This is a genomic window from Mycobacterium seoulense (genome assembly GCF_010731595.1).
GTDB classification, from domain to species: domain Bacteria; phylum Actinomycetota; class Actinomycetes; order Mycobacteriales; family Mycobacteriaceae; genus Mycobacterium; species Mycobacterium seoulense.
Window position 1 is genome coordinate 4,032,737 of record NZ_AP022582.1, and the last position, 16,172, is coordinate 4,048,908.

Genomic DNA, 16,172 nt, shown 5'->3' on the forward strand with positions numbered 1-16,172 from the left:
GAATGCGACGAATGCTTGGGCTGGGGGCTTCAGCCGCAACCGTTCTGCGGTTCCTTCTGGATGGCGAACTCATCGCGCGAGGTCACTGCCCCGCGGCGATAAGCCGGGTAGCCGCTGAGTAGCTCTGGCCGGTCAGTAGTAGTGACGGCGGCCACCAACAGCGTGTCCCATCCGACCCGCGACCATCAGTATCACGCCCACAACGAGGAGGATGACCCCGATGACCAAGCAAATATGGGCGTAGGCGAAGGTGGGGACTAGGACGGGGAGGAGGAGTCCGAGGACGATAAGGACGATTCCGAAAACGATCATGACGTTTACCTAGTTTCTGCGTAGATATTTGGGATTGTTGCCCGGGTCAGTGCTGAAGGCATTCATTTAGCTTGGCCCCCAGGCGATTTGAGCGTGCCTGGCCGATGGGCGGCATCTTTCGGTGCGCCACCCTGTATTCCCGGCATCATCGGCGGCACGGTTTTTTCTCGCCCGGTCGCCGGTCAAGTGGTCGACCAACCGACGCGCACGGGTTGGGTGAACGCGGAGTTGGTGGTCATCCGAGTTCCCGAGTAACAAGGGAATGACTGGACTTTGCATGTTGTCTCAACCGCAACGGTTTAGATATTGGAATGTGCGGCGCGAGCAGATGCTCATCAAGTTCAGCGGCGTACAGCCAAACTCTCTCCGGACTGGCTGAAGTACTCAGCAACTACAACGCTACCCCTCTCGGGGACCTGCGGCTAGTAGACCGCCGAGTGCCGGTGCGAGCGCGGTGGTGACTGTCGGTACGCAGCCAGATGGTAAGGACTCGGAAGCGTTCGGCGTCGGGCGCCCGTAGCGGGCGAGCGGAGCGCTCAGTGAGCATCTCGCGAGCCACGCAGCGATATTGTCAAGACCTGTGGATGAGGTGTTTTCAGGCGATTCCGGGGCGGTCGTCCACGCGTCTTGATAATCGCTCTCGTTCATATTTGGGAGATGATCTGCTGGCGCTTCGCAGTGTACTCGGCGTCGGAGATCGCGCCGGTGGCGCGTAATGTCTCCAACTCCTGGAGCCGCTGGGCGCTCGACGGTGCAGGCGGCGCAAACAGCGGCTGGGCGGCCGGTGCAGGCTGGGAGGCGGGCTCTGCGGCGGCTCGCCGGAACACTTCCTAGACCTGTTGGGCCACCGCCGGGTTCGAGCGCAGATCGAGCCCACCATCAGTTAGCGGGATGTTGTTGGATTTGAGAATCTGCAGGATCTCCATCACCGGGCCGGCCTGTCCGCTCACGTCGTAGGTCCTGTTCTCCTCACTGACCGTGTACTTAAAGGGAACCAGGCCGTTGACCCAAGCGCTTCGCTGCCAATCAACCTCAAACTTGTTGGTAGCGGGATCGGCAAGCACCACGAGTTTTCGGGCGGTGATGTTGGATTGCCGCATCATCGTGGCCCGCACCTTGGTCTGGCTGTCGAATGGCGTGATGCCGGGGCCCTCGATGTGCAGAGCGATCTTGACCACCGGCGCATCGTTGATCGTCGTGCCCGTTTCGCTGATACCCACGATCTGGCCGAGCGCGAGCACCCCGGACTGCGCGAGCGCGCGCGTCTTTGCCGCCGCCGCGCGGGCCTTCATCAGTGCCGGAGGGACGAACAAGACGAACAAGATGACAGTGTGCAAGCCCCACAGCACGAGGAACGGCTTTAAGAACCCCACATCGGTGAACCGGCCCCGCTCGCCGAGGCAGTAAAGGGTGTCGTTGGTGGTCGTCTCGCCGGGCTGGGAGCTGTACGAGTCGGCGACATCATAGGCGTCGGGTTGGTCGGCTGGGCAGAGAACGTGAGCGGCGAGCTTCGCCTCGCCAGGCCAGACGGCCACCGCGAGGAGAACGGTGAGCATGACGCTGCAGAAGAGCAGCCCGGCGGCTGACACGGCAATGGCCGCAGTGGGATTGACCCGTCCCCTTACCGTCATGCTCGCTCCAAGCTCAGCAAGTTACCGTCGGCGTCGAAGGTCGCAGTCGCCGTCGACCGCAGGCTTTTCAGATGCACGATGATCTTGGGTGTCTTCACGCCAGAGATGCTCACACTGGTGACGTAGCCACCTTCGGTGGCGTATCTCTCGAGCGCAATGTCGACCATGCGGTTCAACTTGTTCAGCGCCACCGACTGGACACGGAACGCTTGGGATTCGATGTCGTCGGTGGCGCTGAGTTGGACGGGCTTCGGATCGTCGAGTTTGCCGCTTCGATAGGTGTAGTCGTCGAGATTCTTCGGGTTGTGCGGATCGCGGACTCGCATCGTCACCGTCGCCGAGCTCGGCGTGATATTCATCGAGGTGATCTCGAAATCACGGGTTCCGACGCGGTCCCCGACGGTTCCGGCCGCGTCGAGCGCCAGCTGTTGGTTGAGTCCTCCGCCCCGTGATTGGATCCTGGCCTCGAGATCCTGACGCGTGATGGTCCCGATGTCGCAGCCTGTGGCGACGAGGGTGAGAACGGTCAGGGCGACAGCGGCTACCATCCGTCGTCCGGTGGTGCTTACTCGGCCGACCATCGGCCGATCTTAGACTGTTCAGATACAGCAGCACCTCGCTGATCTGCAGCGACTTCCGCGGCCTACTCACGCGTGTGCACGCAGTTGACCGGCGTCTTTGCCCATGACCCATCGATCGCTCTGGCCGATGGCGTGCAGAAGTGACGGACGATCAGGAGCGCGCGGCCGGCATATGGCTTGGTTGCATACGAGCAGAGATCGAAAGTAGTTCTGTTACAGGACCATTCAAACCGGCCAGCGGGGATATTTTCACCCACGCCAACCAAAGCCGTGCCGGCGCCGGGACGATCGCGCTGACCGTGATCGCCGGACCACTTAGTGGTCGACTGCATAATTACAGTAACGTAATTCGGTCCCCCACTTCTATACGGTTACGTGAGATGGTTCCCTTGACGAAGGGAGCAGCATGCCACGAACCAGCCCGTACAGCATCACCTTGGCCGAAGCCGAGCGGACAGAACTCGAAGCCCGAGCACGTCGATATACGTCACCGTATTCGGAAGTTGTGCGGGCCCGAATCGTGCTCTACGCGGCCGAAGGCCTGGACAACGACGAGATCGCCGCACGCCTAGACACGCCGCGGTAAGTCGTTTCCAAATGGCGCAAACGCTTCTTCGATCAGCGTCTGACCGGACTGACCGATTTGCCTCGGGGAGGACGGCCCCCGAGTTTTTCCCCCTGACGTCGTGGTCGCCATCAAGGCGCTGGCCTGCGAATTCCCGGCGAAGGCCAACAAGCCCCAGCCGCTGGCTCGCTGGCAGTGCCCCGATCTGGCCCGCGCCGCTGTCGAGCAAGGCATCGCTGCCTCGATTTCGGGCACCACGATCTGGCGCTGGCTCAGCGCCGATGCGATCAAGCCCTGGCAGCACCGCTCCTGGATCTTTCCCCGCGACCCTGACTTCGGACCCAAGGCGGCCCGGGTGCTCGACCTCTACGCCCGCCGCTTCCACGGCACACCGCTGCGGCCCGATGAGTACGTCATCTCCGCCGACGAGAAGACCTCCATCCAAGCCCGCATCCGCAAGCACGCCACCACGCCCTCGACGCCGAGCCAGCCAACGCGCGTCGAGGCCGAGTACGTCCGTGGCGGCTCCCTGGCCTACCTGGCAGCCTGGGACGTGCACCGCGCCAAGGTGTTCGGCCGCTGTGAGCAGACCACCGGCATCGACCCCTTCGACCGGCTGGTCGACCAGGTCATGACCACCGAGCCCTACGCCACCGCGCGTCGAGTGTTCTGGGTGGTCGACAACGGCTCCTCCCACCGCGGACAGGCCAACATCGACCGGCTCCAGGATCGCTGGCCGAAACTGCGCCTGATCCACCTGCCCGTGCACGCGTCTTGGCTCAATCAAGTGGAGATCTACTTCTCCGTCGTGCAACGTAAAGTCGTCTCACCCAACGACTTCCACACCCTCGACGAGGTCGAGGCCCGACTGCTCGACTTCCAGCAGTACTACGAACAGATCGCGACACCGTTCGAATGGAAATTCACCAAAGACGATCTGAACGCCCTACTCGAGCGCATCGCCGCCCACGAAGACACCGCCCTCACGCCCGCCGCATAACGGCCCCTACGAATACGTCACCGAAATTCCGTGCCAGACCACTTAGTTACCTGGGCGTCAGTCCCAAGATGACCAACTGCAAAGTGCCCCAACCCAGTTCGTAACACAGCTGCGGATTGCGATGGACGAGCCGTACCGCACTTTGCTGGGGTACTTGCGCCACGAGATCCGGCACTACTGCTTCTACCGCCTGGTCGGCACTCTGAGGAAAAGCTCACCACGCCGGAATCCTGCCGCGGTTTCAACCCCGCCGACATTTTGTTAGCGACCTCCGGCCGGACGCCACACCAATGGTGTCTGGTTCATCTGACGGGCGTCAGGCCGTGGCCGTTGTCGCTGTTGTGTCGCTGGTGGACCCGGATTGTTTCGCCGCGCGTGCATCGGTTGACCTCGTCGATAAGCCGGTCGATGTGCACGAGGGGTTCACCGGTCTCGGCGAGATCCACGACGAGCAGGGTTTCCAGCGGGTATGTCGGAAAATACGGATGTCCGTGCCGGCGGAACCACATCGAGGCGGGCAACGCGTCGATCGGTTGCGAGCAGCGGCGATCAGGGCAGCCATGCCCAAGCCAGCGCAGCGCAGAACCAAGCGTAAAGACCCGTGGGGTTGGCACAGTGGGCGAGTGGGTGACGGGTGGAGCGGTCATGGTGATTCCCGACGTGGGTTCTCACCGAGGTGTTCGGCGCGAGCTACTGCTCAGCGAGGGCAGCGGCGGACAGCCGACCTCATCCCGGACTGGTTGGATTCTCAACCATCGCCGACGCTAGTCGCTTCGGGCACCGGAAGCCACCGCGCTACGCGAATCTAAGGTGTTTAACACACTCAGCCGACGTCGGGCTCCTGATCGGTGGGCTCGGAAGGGTCCTCGGCGGTCAGCGTGTCAAGCATGACCTGGGCGGCGGTGAGTCGATCGATGCCCGCGCCATCAGCTCGGGTGTCCAGTTCCGAACGAGTTTGCCCCGGCGTGTAGCCGCGGCCGATAAGGACCCCGATGGCCTGATTGATGACCGACGCCGCTCGTAGATATGTCCCGGCATCCGACTCGGCAGGGACGCTGAGGTGCTGATCGAGCGCGAAGTCGCTGGGCGGGCGGCCGGTTAGCCACGCCAGGTCCGCGGCGAGGTCGACAAATGTTCCCGGCGTCCCCGCGTAGAGCGTGAGGGCAACCGACGGCGATGCCCGGCAGTCACCGACACCGGGCAGCGTCAGCCGAAGCGAGGTGCGAATATGGTCGGCCGCGCCGTCCTCAACGGTGGTGAACGTGAACGGCGGATCACTGCCGTCGACGCTCACGCTCAGACCGAGATAGCTGGGCACCGCCGCTTGGGCGTCGACGCCCAATTGGTGCAAACTGTGCAGCACATCAGCGCCGGGCTCATCCAACGCGACGGTGAGGATGCCCAAATCCGCGGCCAGGGCCGCACCGATCTTCATGACGGGACTGCTCCGCTGAGCGCTCCCGAACGCGGATCGAGCCTGCCGGTGCCGAACAGGCGAGTCGGCCTGCACGGTGGGGAACACGCGACGCGAACCAGGACCCGTCCCGTTGACTGTTTCCCCACCCCCCAACCTACGCGCGTCACACCGTGCGACGAAAGTTCGGCCGCGGGTCGACCTCGCGGTTCGGGCTCAGGTCGGGTTGCGTCGGGCGCGGGCGCGGCCCACGGCTTCATCGACGATGCGTTGGGCCACCTCAGCCAACTTGCGGTGTTCCGCCTGACTGATCGCCCGCAGCTGAGTGAACGCCTCCTCGGCGCTGCGCCCGCTGCGTCCGCGGATCAGGCCGATCGCCTGATCGATCACCGGGCGCGTCGACAGCGCCGTCTGCAACTGGGCGGTCAGCGCCAACGCATGCGCGAGGATCTGGGCATTGTGCACCGCCACCGCAGCGGGTTTGGCGAACAGCTCCCCCAGCTCGGCGGCATGCTCATCGAAGACGTCTTTGCCGTGAGCGTAGACATTGATCGCCCCAATCACCTCATCCGACAGCAGCAGCGGCAGCGACAGCGCACTATGCACGCCCAAGCGACCCACTCGCGGACCGAACCGCGGCCACATCTTCTCCCCACCCAACGACCCAGACCGCACCGTGCGCCGCTCCAATGCCGCGGTAATGCAGGGCCCCTCCTTCAGGGTCACGTACTGAATCTCGTCGATCTCGGCGACAAACGGAGCGCTGGCCGCCAACGCCTCCACCATGTTGTCCACCCGGTCGACCCGCAACAACGTCACCCCGGCACCATCGGCGCCCGGTATCGCGCGCACCGCGAACGTCGACACCTCAGTCAGCAATTTGGGCAAACCGAGAGTGCCCGCTACCAAGCCCGCCAGGTCATCGATCCCGGCCCGCAAGTCGGCGACATCAGCGCTAGCCTGCCGCGCACTCAGCGAACCCAACGGTAAGCCGCCGGCAGCATCCTCGATGAACTCCGTCATACCTGCGCTCAATATTCTTGTCGGTACTGGGCATCCACACCGAAGCCCGGCGCCCCCAGTCGCGGAGCAACCGTCACGAGACGGTTGTCAGGATGATATTACGCCGGCCGCGGCGGCGTAGAAGCACACGGTCGTGTGCCCGAACCCTGCTACGCCGCCAACGGGACCAAATCATTGTAGAGCGCGACCATCTGGGCGGAGACCGAATGGGTAATGGTTGAACGAAACCGGCAATTACCCCGGCCCGCTGCTACCCTCGCCCCCTCACGGGCAACACCCCCGGTAGCCGGCCACGGTGGACCCTCCTGCGTGCCCAGAGCTAGCACCTCGTCGTGTTCATCGCTCGGCGGTCGCTTTCGCGAAGGTATTCGAGCCGCTTCACGCGCCGCGCAATCGCCTCCACGTCTCGTTCAATTTTACTGACGCGCTCAATGAGCTGACGGACGCCCGATTCATCCATTGCTTCCGGCTCCTTCGGTCGATGTGCAAACGGGTCGCCCGACATCCATTGGGACCTTGATGACCGGGCTCATCGCAGGTGCTCAGGTGAGCGCCTATTTGAAAGTGCCCAACAGTGAGGCGATTCTACTGTGGTGGCTGCCGGGGTGGTGCCACGGCGTTGGTTCTGGTTACGACAGATCGTGGTCACGGAGGCGGTAGGAACGGCGTCGAGTCTAAGCACGACGGAGCACACCTGAGCGAACCCCGAGCCGCCTGCGGAAGCGCACTGGGCACCGCGCTCCGGCCCCGGTGCCCTCACGCTGGTGTCCCCCCATCTGCGCATCACTGCTTAACCATTGGTCAACGGCAGGTCGAACGCCGTTGCGATGGAGAGGGTCTCGACGGTCGACCTTAAGCAACGACCCACGCCCCTACGTCTGGGCCGCCGACCAAATCCTCGATACCAGTATCGAAACTCCTCACTGCCGAGCCTGGCGGCCTGGCGGCACTAGGCAAGCCTGGCGGCGCAAGCCTGGCGGACGCACCAGGGTCGCCTTAGTAACTCGAACGAAACTGATTGTTTCGTAAACCCGCGGATCCCCTACGGGCGGCGGGGCACCGCTGGATCACCCACGCCGATACACCCGCACGGAGCGCCCGCACCGGCGAGCCGTGCCGCGGGTACGCAGCCCGGGGTGGCAACGTGTGCCGACTGCACGATGGCGAGGCCCCGCAGGTCAAGGCCGCGGCCAAACGCCGACTCGACTAAGCCGCAGATGCCCTGGTAGCCAAGCTATTAGGCTTCGCCCTGGAAGGTGACGCCCCGGACTCGGTGGCGCTGTCCGCAATACGCGACGCGCTGGACCGGGCCGGGCTGATCGCCCCGCGGACTCTGGACGTGGCGGTCGGGCCGAAACCGTAGGAGACCGTGTTCGACATGCAGACGGCGTGACTATGCCAGTGCTCGGTCGCGCCGTCCGAACGCAGCCAGTAGATCCAGGAGACCCCAATGAGCCTGGCTAGGCAAGCGTCGTCAGCCCAGCTGCGCGTCATACGGTCTAGAATGGTTGTATGACAATGTTCAGCTTTCGCGTCGATGACGAGGACGCGGCCGCGGTGGAACAGTGGGCGCGTCGGTTGCATATCGACCGGTCTGAGCTTCTTCGCGAGGCACTACGACGCCACCTGGCCGAGCTCACGGCAGATCAAGACGTGCAAGCGTATGCCGAGCAGCCCGTGACGGATGATGAGAAGGCCCTCGCCAAGATCGCCGATTGGGGGCCTGCCGAGGACTGGGCTGACTGGGCCGATGCGGCGCGGTGAACTGTGGTTCGCCGCGACACCCGGCGGCGACCGGCCCGTGCTCATTCTCACGCGAGATCCGGTTGCCGACCGGATCGGCGCGGTCGTCGTGGCCGCATTGACGCGCACCCGTAGGGGACTGGTGTCGGAGTTGGCACTGACCGCCGCCGAGGACCGCGTGCCAAGCGATTGCGTCGTCAATTTCGACAACATTCATACGTTGCCGCGCGCCGCGTTGCGACGCCGGATTACTCGTTTGTCTACGGCACGGGTGCACCAGGCGTGTCGGACACTTCGAGCAGCCACCGGCTGCTGAAACTTCTATCCGGACAAGAACTGATCAGCCTCGTTTTTCTGCAAGCGAGATAGCAAGTGCGGTGAGGCGTTGGTCAGAATGCGTAGCCGTGAAACCGGGGGTGTTGTAGCCGACATCGCGGGCAGGCGCCGGGTGCAACGTGTCGGGTTAGTAGGTCTTGTGGGCGGCGCGTTGGGCGGCGCGGCGCTGCTGGCGGCTCAACGGCACCTGGTCGTGCTGGCCGGCCTGGAGTAGTGGGTGGGCGGCGGCTGCCAGGGTGGACTCCAACTCCGCAACACGTGCACGCAGACTCCACAGCTTTTCGGCCTCTCGACGCAACCGGGCCAACTCGCGGTCGCGCTGCTCGGCATTTTCGACATTGCGGCGCAGATGCTCACGCAGCCGCTCGACGTCGTCGCGGGCCCGCCGGTAGGCGGGATCCTCGGTGAGGGTTTGTTGGAGGGCTATCGCGGCCGCGAACCGCTGCACCGCCGCCCGCAGCTGCTCACCCATTGCGCCCGAGGTGTACCGGTGCGCCAGGTCTTCTAGCAGGGTTTGGCACTGGTAGTCCGAGCTAAGAAACAAGCGCTGCAGCGTGTGCATCGAGGGCAGCGGCAGGCGCGCATCGGGGTCGGGTCGATGCGCGCGGGGTACCTCGATGACACGCACCGCCGCACCGGAATTGCGGGCGGCGATGCGTTCGGCGGAGGCCTGCCGGCGGCATCGCGGCGAGCACCACACCGGTCGCCTGCCCGGCCCCCTTTCGGGCACGTCGAATGTCTGTCCGCAGCGTGGGCAGATTCGCACCGAGTCCGCCCGTGCCTCCAAAACCACCGGATCAGCGCCCACGCTAATGCCCTTCCATTCGATTACGTCAGGACAAAACGTTACCCATGCGTGACCTTAGTGCAAGAGGTGTGATGTGCGGCGAGGCGGTGAAGTAAGGCGAACCTAAGTGTCGGTGGACTGACGGAGCGAGGGATGGATCCGCACAGGTCACGTAGAGTGCGGCACCGGCGCGAGGGTTGAGGGGGCCGTGGACCGGCATGGGGCTGGGAGGTTGCGCGGTCGCGATGGCGGGTGCGGGCTGAAGGACACCAGCTCCCCGGCACGGAGACGCGGCTGCGCCCGGCGTCGACGGTTTACCTGCAATCCCGGCCGGGGGTGGTCGTTGGACCCGGTGGCCAACCAAGCGTGCAGCCGCTCGCCGTCACCTGCACCACACCCGTGCAATCCGAGTCAGGGGCTTAGCGGCCGATCCAGTACGGGCTTTCTGATAAATCGCGGAGCCAGCCATGCGCTGGCAAGGACGCCTCACCGGCCCGTGATGACCCCACCCAGACGCGCTGCCGGCGCAGGAGTACAGCCGGCTCGGCAAGTGCAATAGCCCGCGCCTGCTGTACTCGTGCGCCGTCTGTCTTAGGTGAGCACTGCGTCCGGGCCGCTTTGTTTGGGGAAAGACACGTCAAAGCAGGGCTGCATGACCTCCGGCGGCCAGGTTCCGGTGACGAGCCAATGCAGCAGTCAAAGCGGCACGGGATCATCCTCCGCCAACAGCCGCAGCAGTGCCTGCTCCACCTTCGGAAGGCTACCGAGAAGTCTCACCGGCGGCACCGGCGAACGCACAAAGCGGCACACCAAGGGCTGAGAACGCGGCGCGGCATCATCGGTGGATTGGCCGTTGAAAACGGGACGAGGAAACGCTGGTGGCGCCCCGGTGGCGCGGCGTGGAGGACCGGCTGCAACCACGGCACCAAAGCGGGGGGTGCATCGAGCTGTTGCGGCCTTCAGCGGGGGTCGGTGGTGGTGTCGCACTGGCGTCCGGTGGCGGCCGTTGGCCAACGGGTGGCGCGGACGGCGGCCATGGCTGCGGTGGGGTAGGTGGATCGCGGCCGAGTGCGGGCGTTGTGGATCGTGGCGACAAGGGCGGCGCGGCCAGCGGCGCGCGCGGGCGCGAGGCGTGCTCCGCATGGACGGACCAAGGTTTCTATAGAACGCCCGGTGATGCCAGGCCGACTCAATTACCAACCCGCGCAAGTGAGCGCTGCCGACCTCGGTGATCGATCCCTGCGGCCCAGACACACCAGACGAATACTCCGTGGGCACCAGGCCGAGTGAACAACCGCCGAACACTGCTCTGTTTTCACAATTATTCAATGCGTTTCGGTCAAAGACGGTAATCCTGCTCGCAACCGCCCGAAATCCGGGAAAAATATCGGGACCGACTGTGGCGCAGCGCAATCACGCCTTCTAGCGTGCTTGGTATGGAACGGAGCATGAGGGCCAGGCGCGGGAAGGAGTCCACCGGGACTGGCGCGTATATGCGATCATCGGCCCCAGGCTCACGATGAGCTGGAGTGCGCTCGCCTGGGCGACCGACTCAGATGTCGGTTCCTCGGCGGCGAAGTTCATCCTCATTCTCTTAGCGAACAAGGCGGACGAGAACTACTCGTGCTACCCGTCAATTCGCACCCTGATGGCCGAATCCAATGCCGGCAGAAGTACTGTTTTGCGCGCACTCAAAGATTTGGAAACGCGTGGGTTCATCAGCCGGCGTCCGCAATTCCACGACTCCGGAGCGCGACGCTCGACCCGTTACTACCTGAATCACCCACTTGCACCACATGTTTCGCCTTGTCCCGATCCGGGACCACCCCGTCCCGACCTGGGACCCCCCGGTCCCGATCCGAGACGGGCCCCGTCCCGCAACGAAACGGGGACGGTGTCACAACGGCACCCCCCGGGGGTCTCACAGTGGGACCCCTTGAACCCATCAACTGAATCCCCCTCCGAACCGAGCGCTACCATCGCTGGGATCTTGGCGGCGGTGACCGAGGCATGGAAGCTGAGTACTCGGGAGGCCCGCAGGCTTCTCCCCGGCGTCGAGTCAGCACTGGCGCATGGATGGCCAGCGGCGGAACTCACCGGGCACCTGGTTGGAAACACTTCCGGGGCACATGATCCGGTCCGGGTACTCGCCCGGCGGCTGGCCGATTTTCCGCCGTTACCCAGCCCACGTCCGACAACCGTGCCGTGGTGTGGTCGCTGCGAGGACACGCAGTCTCGCACGATCACGGTCACAAATCCCGACGGGACCGAAGTCGCCCAATTTTGTCCACGGTCCAGCCCGCAAGTCCACAAGGCCCGTCCATCCGGATGCACATCGCTGCAACCAATAGAAAGGTGGTGAACACCTTGGACAACAACGTGTTCAATGACCTGCCCCTGCTCCTTGCGGTCCCCCATGCGGCCCAGCTGCTGGGAATCAGCCGTGCCGCAGCGTACCGCCTTGTGGCCTCCGGCGAGCTGCCGGTGCGCCGACTCGGTGGTCGCGTCTACGTCGTGACATCGGGCCTCCGTGAGCTGGTGGCATCGTGAAAGACACGGCGTATCAAAACGGCTCGACCAAGTCGCACTCAAACGCGAAAAACGATCTTTTGTCGCACACCGATACCGGGCACAAAATCTTTTCCGCGACCGATGCGTAACGGATCACCGCATCCGATGATTCAAACTAAGCAGTCACCGTGAGACAAGGAGAAACCATGACGGGCAAAAGTGATACGAACTGCGACATCCCAAATACCAGTTCGATGGCCGAAAGCCCACCGGCCCGAGCCGGCCTGCTTTTGACGATTCCGGAAGCGGCGGAAGCGTTGCGGATCAGTCGTTCGTCGATTTATCGATTGTTAGACTCGCGAGAACTGTCTTGGGTGCTGATATGTGGCAAACGGCGAGTCAGTACGGCTGAGATCAATCGATTCATCGCAGCCCACACAGAGGTTGCGTAGTGACCATCTACGCGGTTCTGTCCTAAGTGTGCGGTGTGAGCGATGGTTGAGCGCCGCCAACTGCCTTCGCAGATCAAACGCATTGAACTTGCCCGCCGCGCCGGCGGACGGCCCGTCGTCCGCTACCAGCTCACCGTCGATGTCGGCACTCCCGACGGAAAGCGGAAGCAGTTGCGCAAGCGCTATGCAACCGAACGGGACGCGCGTGACGCGCTCGACGAGATCCGCGGCGAAGTGGCGAAGGGTACCTACGTGCATCCCTCCGCCCTCACTGTGGAGGAAGCGTGCGCGAACTGGCTGCTGTCACGGCATGGCATCAAGCCCAAGACCAAGTCAGGATATGACGGGGTGCTCGCGCCTGTACGCGCCGAACTCGGTCATCTGCCGGTACAGAAGCTCACCCGCCGCGACGTCAATGAGCTTGTAACACGGCTGCGCGACGGACAGGTGGCCCGCGCCGACAGGACAAAGCGGCGACCTTGGAGCGCGCGTTCCTGCAACTACTTGCTCGGCACACTGTCACAGGTGCTCGATCAGCTCGTGAACGACGGGACATTGGTCCGTAACGTCGTGGCTCACGTCGACAGGGTGGCTGGCAAGCCGAAGAAGTTCGCCACCTACACACCCATGCAAGTGGAGCGCGTGCTGCGAGCGATCCGAGAGGACCGCAACCGCCACGCCTGGCATCTGGCGCTATCCGGGCTGCGTCGCGGCGAGATCGGCGGCCTGCGCTGGAGCAACATCGATTTCAAGGCCAAGACGCTAACCATTGGCCCGACCCGAATCAGTGTCGACGGCAAGGCCGTCGAGCAGGATGAGGCCAAATCGGAAGACTCCCACCGCGTACTTCCCATCCCAGACCCACTGCTGGTCGAGTTGAAAGCGGCGAAAAAACGGCAGGCCTCCGAAAAGCTGACACTCGGCACTGCTTACGCTGACCTCGGTTACGTGGTGTGCAACGAAGCCGGGCAGCCGTATCACCCCGACACGCTGTCCAAGATGTGGGCCAACGCCGTCGCCGCGGCCGGTGTGCCTCGGATCCGGCTGCACGACGCTCGGCATACCTGCGGCACCACGATGCATCTGCAGGGCGTCCCGGCGGCAGTGATCGCGGCCTGGCTCGGCCACGCCGACGTGGCTTTCACGATGCGAACCTATGTGCACTCGCAGCCCAACGCGCTGGCCGACGGCGCGCAGAGTTTGGCGCGAGTTGTGACAATCCGTGACAACTCCGCTGGCGCCTGATAACACGGCAACCTATTTTCGCTGGTAATGAGCGCGCCCGAAGGGATTCGAACCCCCAACCTTCTGATCCGTAGTCAGATGCTCTATCCGTTGAGCTACGGGCGCCGGTGTTCAGTTGTCTTGCGTGTGTTCCGCTTAAGGACACAGCGGAGGCGAGAGGATTTGAACCTCCGGTCCCCTTTGAGGGGGACAACTCATTAGCAGTGAGCCCCATTCGGCCGCTCTGGCACGCCTCCCTTGGACTGTTTGAGGGTACCCGACCCCTTTCCGGTCTCGCGGAACCGGCCATAGCGTACACATCCGCGACATAAACTGTCGAAGTGACCGCCCGCCTGCGTCCCGAACTGGTCGGACTGCCAGTCTATGTCCCCGGCAAGAACGTGCCGGGCTCCATCAAACTGGCCAGCAACGAGACCGTATACGGTCCGCTGCCCAGCGTGCACGCGGCGATCGAGCGCGCCGTCGCGGTCGTCAACCGTTACCCGGACAACGCCAGCGTCGAGCTCAAGGCGGCGCTGGCCATGCACTTGGGTTCCTCGGTGGCACCCGAGCACATCGCGGTCGGCAGCGGTTCGGTCAGCCTGTGCCAGCAGTTGGTGCAGATTACCTCCGCGGCCGGCGACGAGGTGCTGATGGGTTGGCGCAGTTTCGAGTGCTACCTGCCCATCGTCCAGGTGTCCGGCGCGAACGCGGTCAAGGTGCCGCTGACGGACCACACCCACGACCTCGACGCCATGCTCGCCGCGATCACCGATCGCACCCGGCTGATCTTCGTCTGCAATCCGAACAACCCGACGTCGACCGTGGTGGATCCGGAAGCCCTGGCCCGTTTCGTCGAGGCCGTGCCGCCGCAGATCCTGATCGCCATCGACGAGGCCTACGTCGAATACATCCGCGACGGCATGCTGCCCAACAGCTTGGAGCTCGCCCTATCCCGCAGCAACGTCGTTGTGCTGCGGACCTTTTCGAAGGCCTACGGGCTCGCGGGCCTGCGGGTCGGCTATGCGATCGGTCACCCGGACCTGATCACCGCGCTGGACAAGGTCGTCATGCCGTTCGCCGTGACCAACGTCGCCCAGGCGGCCGCCATCGCGTCGCTGGAGGCGTCCGACGAGCTGATGGCGCGCACCGACGCACTGGTCGCCGAGCGCACCCGCGTCAGCGCCGGGTTGCGCGACGCCGGATTCACCCTGCCGCCGTCGCAGGCCAACTTCATCTGGCTGCCGCTGGGTTCTCGTACCACCGACTTCACCGAGCAGGCCGCCGACGCACGATTGGTGGTGCGACCGTTCGCCGGCGAGGGGGTGCGCGTCACCATCGGCGCGGTGGAGGAGAATGACGCCCTGCTGCACTTCGCATGCGACTGGATTTCCCGCACCGAACCGTAAGGAGCAGTCCATTGGACTTGGCGCGCAAACAGTTCACCGAGTTCAAGGAGCGCGGCGGCGAGATCCCCGACACGGAGCTCGACGACTTCTGGGCGAGCCTCGAGCCGGCGACGATCGAGGGGATGCTGGGCGAGTGGAAGGGCGGCGAATTCCGCACCGGCCACCGGATGAACGGCCAGCTGGAAAAGGCCGGCTGGTTCGGCAAGACCTTCACGTCGCCTCGGGACGTGCAGCCGCTGGTCTGCGTCGACGCCGACGGCAACAAGTTCTCGAACGTCGAGCTGGGCAAGGGCGAGGCCAGCCTGTGGCTCGAAGAGTTCCGCGGGGAGGTCACCGCGACGATGGTCTACGACGGCCAGCCGGTGCACGACCACTTCAAGAAGATCGACGACGACGCCGTGATGGGCATCATGAACGGCAAGGGCGTCCGGGACAACGGCCGGTACTACTACTTCTACCTCGAGCGGGTGTAGCGGCGGGGCGTCGAGTGTGAGCTCACGGCTTCGAGTGTGCTCTTAGGGCGGCGACACGCCGGGTGCGGCCGCCATAGCTTCACACTCAACCTCAGCAACAAGCGCTAGCGGCCCGGGTTGCGGCCGGTGAACGCGACCAACTGCTCAAGCGCACCGGCCTCCTCGGGCACGTCGACCGTGTCGTCGAACCCGGCGCCGCCACGGAACTCCGGCCTGATGATGTGGCGGGCCAGCCCCAACACGTACTCGGACAGCGGCTCGGGAGCGTTGAGCTCGTGCCCCACGGCGGCCGCGTAATCCCAGGCGTGGACCAGGAATTCGATCGACAAGACGGCGCACGCGTCCTTCGCGGGCATCTCGCCCTTGCCGAACGGCACGGACCCGTCGAGGCCGCGGCGGTGCCAGGCGTCCAGCGCGGGCCGGGCCGCCGCGATCACCTGGCCTTCCACCGAATCGCCTTCGGTGGGCCCGGGAATGTCCGCGCCCACCATGCCGCCCAGGGCGGTGATCGACTTCAGCAGATGATCGGTCAGCTGCGCCACGTCGAACTCACTGCACGGCGTCTGCCGGGACAGGTCGTCGGCCGCGATGGTGTGCAGCACCCGCTGCAACACCCCGAGCGTGTCCTCGGCGCTGTGCAGTTCGTCGGTGGGTGGGGAATGTGGGCCGGGCCGCAAATCAGGAGCCATGATTGCCACGCTACGGTCTCGA

At 64.4% G+C, this 16,172-nt stretch carries 20 protein-coding genes, 2 tRNA genes and 1 pseudogene; 11 read left to right on the top strand and 12 right to left on the bottom strand.

Annotated features, from left to right (window positions below):
* Positions 1-132: 132 nt before the first annotated feature.
* From G6N37_RS18695 to G6N37_RS18705, 4 genes are all read right to left on the bottom strand, one after another.
* A complete protein-coding gene (locus G6N37_RS18695) occupies positions 133-312 on the bottom strand; it encodes a DUF6131 family protein (RefSeq protein ID WP_163682663.1) in 180 nt (59 codons plus the stop codon).
* 644 nt (positions 313-956) lie between these two features.
* Positions 957-1,139: an SHOCT domain-containing protein gene (locus G6N37_RS26665; protein WP_372514698.1), complete on the bottom strand. Its 183-nt coding sequence runs from the start codon at positions 1,137-1,139 to the stop codon at positions 957-959.
* Positions 1,140-1,142: 3 nt separating this feature from the next.
* Complete coding sequence (locus tag G6N37_RS26670; RefSeq protein ID WP_372514699.1) at positions 1,143-1,943, bottom strand: hypothetical protein; 801 nt, start codon at positions 1,941-1,943, stop codon at positions 1,143-1,145.
* Positions 1,940-2,524 (bottom strand): hypothetical protein, encoded by a 585-nt coding sequence (locus tag G6N37_RS18705; RefSeq protein WP_163682665.1) that lies wholly within the window; start codon positions 2,522-2,524, stop codon positions 1,940-1,942. Before G6N37_RS18705 ends, G6N37_RS26670 begins: the two co-directional genes overlap by 4 nt.
* A 406-nt stretch (positions 2,525-2,930) precedes the next feature.
* Here G6N37_RS18705 and G6N37_RS26325 point away from each other — a divergent pair, with 406 nt between their 5' ends.
* The 3 genes and pseudogenes from G6N37_RS26325 to G6N37_RS18715 all read left to right on the top strand — a co-directional run.
* On the top strand, positions 2,931-3,110 hold the full coding sequence (locus tag G6N37_RS26325; RefSeq protein ID WP_232075085.1) for a hypothetical protein: 180 nt from the start codon (positions 2,931-2,933) through the stop codon (positions 3,108-3,110).
* 100 nt (positions 3,111-3,210) lie between these two features.
* Entirely contained in the window at positions 3,211-4,089 is an 879-nt protein-coding gene (locus G6N37_RS18710) for an IS630 family transposase (RefSeq protein WP_232075087.1), read from the top strand.
* 76 nt (positions 4,090-4,165) lie between these two features.
* Positions 4,166-4,288 (top strand): annotated as a pseudogene (locus G6N37_RS18715) (putative zinc-binding metallopeptidase); the annotation flags it as partial.
* Between the two features lie 103 nt (positions 4,289-4,391).
* Here G6N37_RS18715 and G6N37_RS18720 read toward each other — a convergent pair.
* From G6N37_RS18720 to G6N37_RS18730, 3 genes are all read right to left on the bottom strand, one after another.
* On the bottom strand, positions 4,392-4,736 hold the full coding sequence (locus G6N37_RS18720; RefSeq protein ID WP_163682668.1) for a hypothetical protein: 345 nt from the start codon (positions 4,734-4,736) through the stop codon (positions 4,392-4,394).
* Between the two features lie 176 nt (positions 4,737-4,912).
* Positions 4,913-5,524: a hypothetical protein gene (locus G6N37_RS18725; protein ID WP_163682670.1), complete on the bottom strand. Its 612-nt coding sequence runs from the start codon at positions 5,522-5,524 to the stop codon at positions 4,913-4,915.
* A 195-nt stretch (positions 5,525-5,719) separates the two neighbouring features.
* A complete protein-coding gene (locus G6N37_RS18730; RefSeq protein WP_163682671.1) occupies positions 5,720-6,526 on the bottom strand; it encodes a GAF and ANTAR domain-containing protein in 807 nt (268 codons plus the stop codon).
* Between the two features lie 1,518 nt (positions 6,527-8,044).
* Here G6N37_RS18730 and G6N37_RS18735 point away from each other — a divergent pair.
* Together G6N37_RS18735 and G6N37_RS18740 are read left to right on the top strand one after the other, a co-directional pair.
* Complete coding sequence (locus G6N37_RS18735; RefSeq protein WP_163685218.1) at positions 8,045-8,290, top strand: ribbon-helix-helix domain-containing protein; 246 nt, start codon at positions 8,045-8,047, stop codon at positions 8,288-8,290.
* Positions 8,277-8,585, top strand: a complete 309-nt coding sequence (locus G6N37_RS18740) for a type II toxin-antitoxin system PemK/MazF family toxin (protein ID WP_163682673.1) — start codon at positions 8,277-8,279, stop codon at positions 8,583-8,585. The genes G6N37_RS18735 and G6N37_RS18740 overlap by 14 nt, the downstream gene beginning before the upstream one ends.
* 147 nt (positions 8,586-8,732) lie before the next feature.
* Here G6N37_RS18740 and G6N37_RS26330 read toward each other — a convergent pair whose 3' ends face one another.
* The gene (locus tag G6N37_RS26330; RefSeq protein WP_232075089.1) at positions 8,733-9,413 is read right to left on the bottom strand and encodes a hypothetical protein; all 681 of its coding nucleotides are present in this window, start codon (positions 9,411-9,413) and stop codon (positions 8,733-8,735) included.
* A gap of 675 nt (positions 9,414-10,088) precedes the next feature.
* On the bottom strand, positions 10,089-10,697 hold the full coding sequence (locus G6N37_RS26465; RefSeq protein ID WP_308205491.1) for a transposase: 609 nt from the start codon (positions 10,695-10,697) through the stop codon (positions 10,089-10,091).
* A gap of 214 nt (positions 10,698-10,911) precedes the next feature.
* On the opposite strand from G6N37_RS26465, the gene G6N37_RS18755 reads away from it, so the two are divergent.
* From G6N37_RS18755 to G6N37_RS18770, 4 genes are all read left to right on the top strand, one after another.
* Positions 10,912-11,754 (top strand): helix-turn-helix domain-containing protein, encoded by an 843-nt coding sequence (locus G6N37_RS18755; RefSeq protein ID WP_163682677.1) that lies wholly within the window; start codon positions 10,912-10,914, stop codon positions 11,752-11,754.
* Complete coding sequence (locus G6N37_RS18760; protein ID WP_232075091.1) at positions 11,751-11,942, top strand: helix-turn-helix domain-containing protein; 192 nt, start codon at positions 11,751-11,753, stop codon at positions 11,940-11,942. The genes G6N37_RS18755 and G6N37_RS18760 overlap by 4 nt, the downstream gene beginning before the upstream one ends.
* 167 nt (positions 11,943-12,109) lie before the next feature.
* Complete coding sequence (locus G6N37_RS18765) at positions 12,110-12,355, top strand: helix-turn-helix domain-containing protein (protein ID WP_197745709.1); 246 nt, start codon at positions 12,110-12,112, stop codon at positions 12,353-12,355.
* 42 nt (positions 12,356-12,397) lie between these two features.
* On the top strand, positions 12,398-13,600 hold the full coding sequence (locus tag G6N37_RS18770) for a site-specific integrase (protein WP_163682681.1): 1,203 nt from the start codon (positions 12,398-12,400) through the stop codon (positions 13,598-13,600).
* Positions 13,601-13,632: 32 nt separating this feature from the next.
* On the opposite strand, the gene G6N37_RS18775 is transcribed toward G6N37_RS18770, so the two are convergent.
* Both G6N37_RS18775 and G6N37_RS18780 read right to left on the bottom strand, forming a co-directional pair.
* Positions 13,633-13,705: transfer RNA gene (locus tag G6N37_RS18775), tRNA-Arg, on the bottom strand.
* Positions 13,706-13,747: 42 nt separating this feature from the next.
* Positions 13,748-13,836, bottom strand: a tRNA-Ser gene (locus G6N37_RS18780).
* Positions 13,837-13,920: 84 nt separating this feature from the next.
* Between G6N37_RS18780 and hisC the strand changes: the two genes are divergently transcribed.
* Positions 13,921-14,988, top strand: a complete 1,068-nt coding sequence (gene hisC, locus G6N37_RS18785) for a histidinol-phosphate transaminase (protein ID WP_163682683.1) — start codon at positions 13,921-13,923, stop codon at positions 14,986-14,988.
* A gap of 11 nt (positions 14,989-14,999) precedes the next feature.
* Positions 15,000-15,461, top strand: a complete 462-nt coding sequence (locus tag G6N37_RS18790; RefSeq protein WP_163682685.1) for a DUF4334 domain-containing protein — start codon at positions 15,000-15,002, stop codon at positions 15,459-15,461.
* Between the two features lie 104 nt (positions 15,462-15,565).
* On the opposite strand, the gene G6N37_RS18795 is transcribed toward G6N37_RS18790, so the two are convergent.
* Entirely contained in the window at positions 15,566-16,150 is a 585-nt protein-coding gene (locus G6N37_RS18795; RefSeq protein WP_174813849.1) for a TIGR03086 family metal-binding protein, read from the bottom strand.
* Positions 16,151-16,172: the final 22 nt, after the last annotated feature.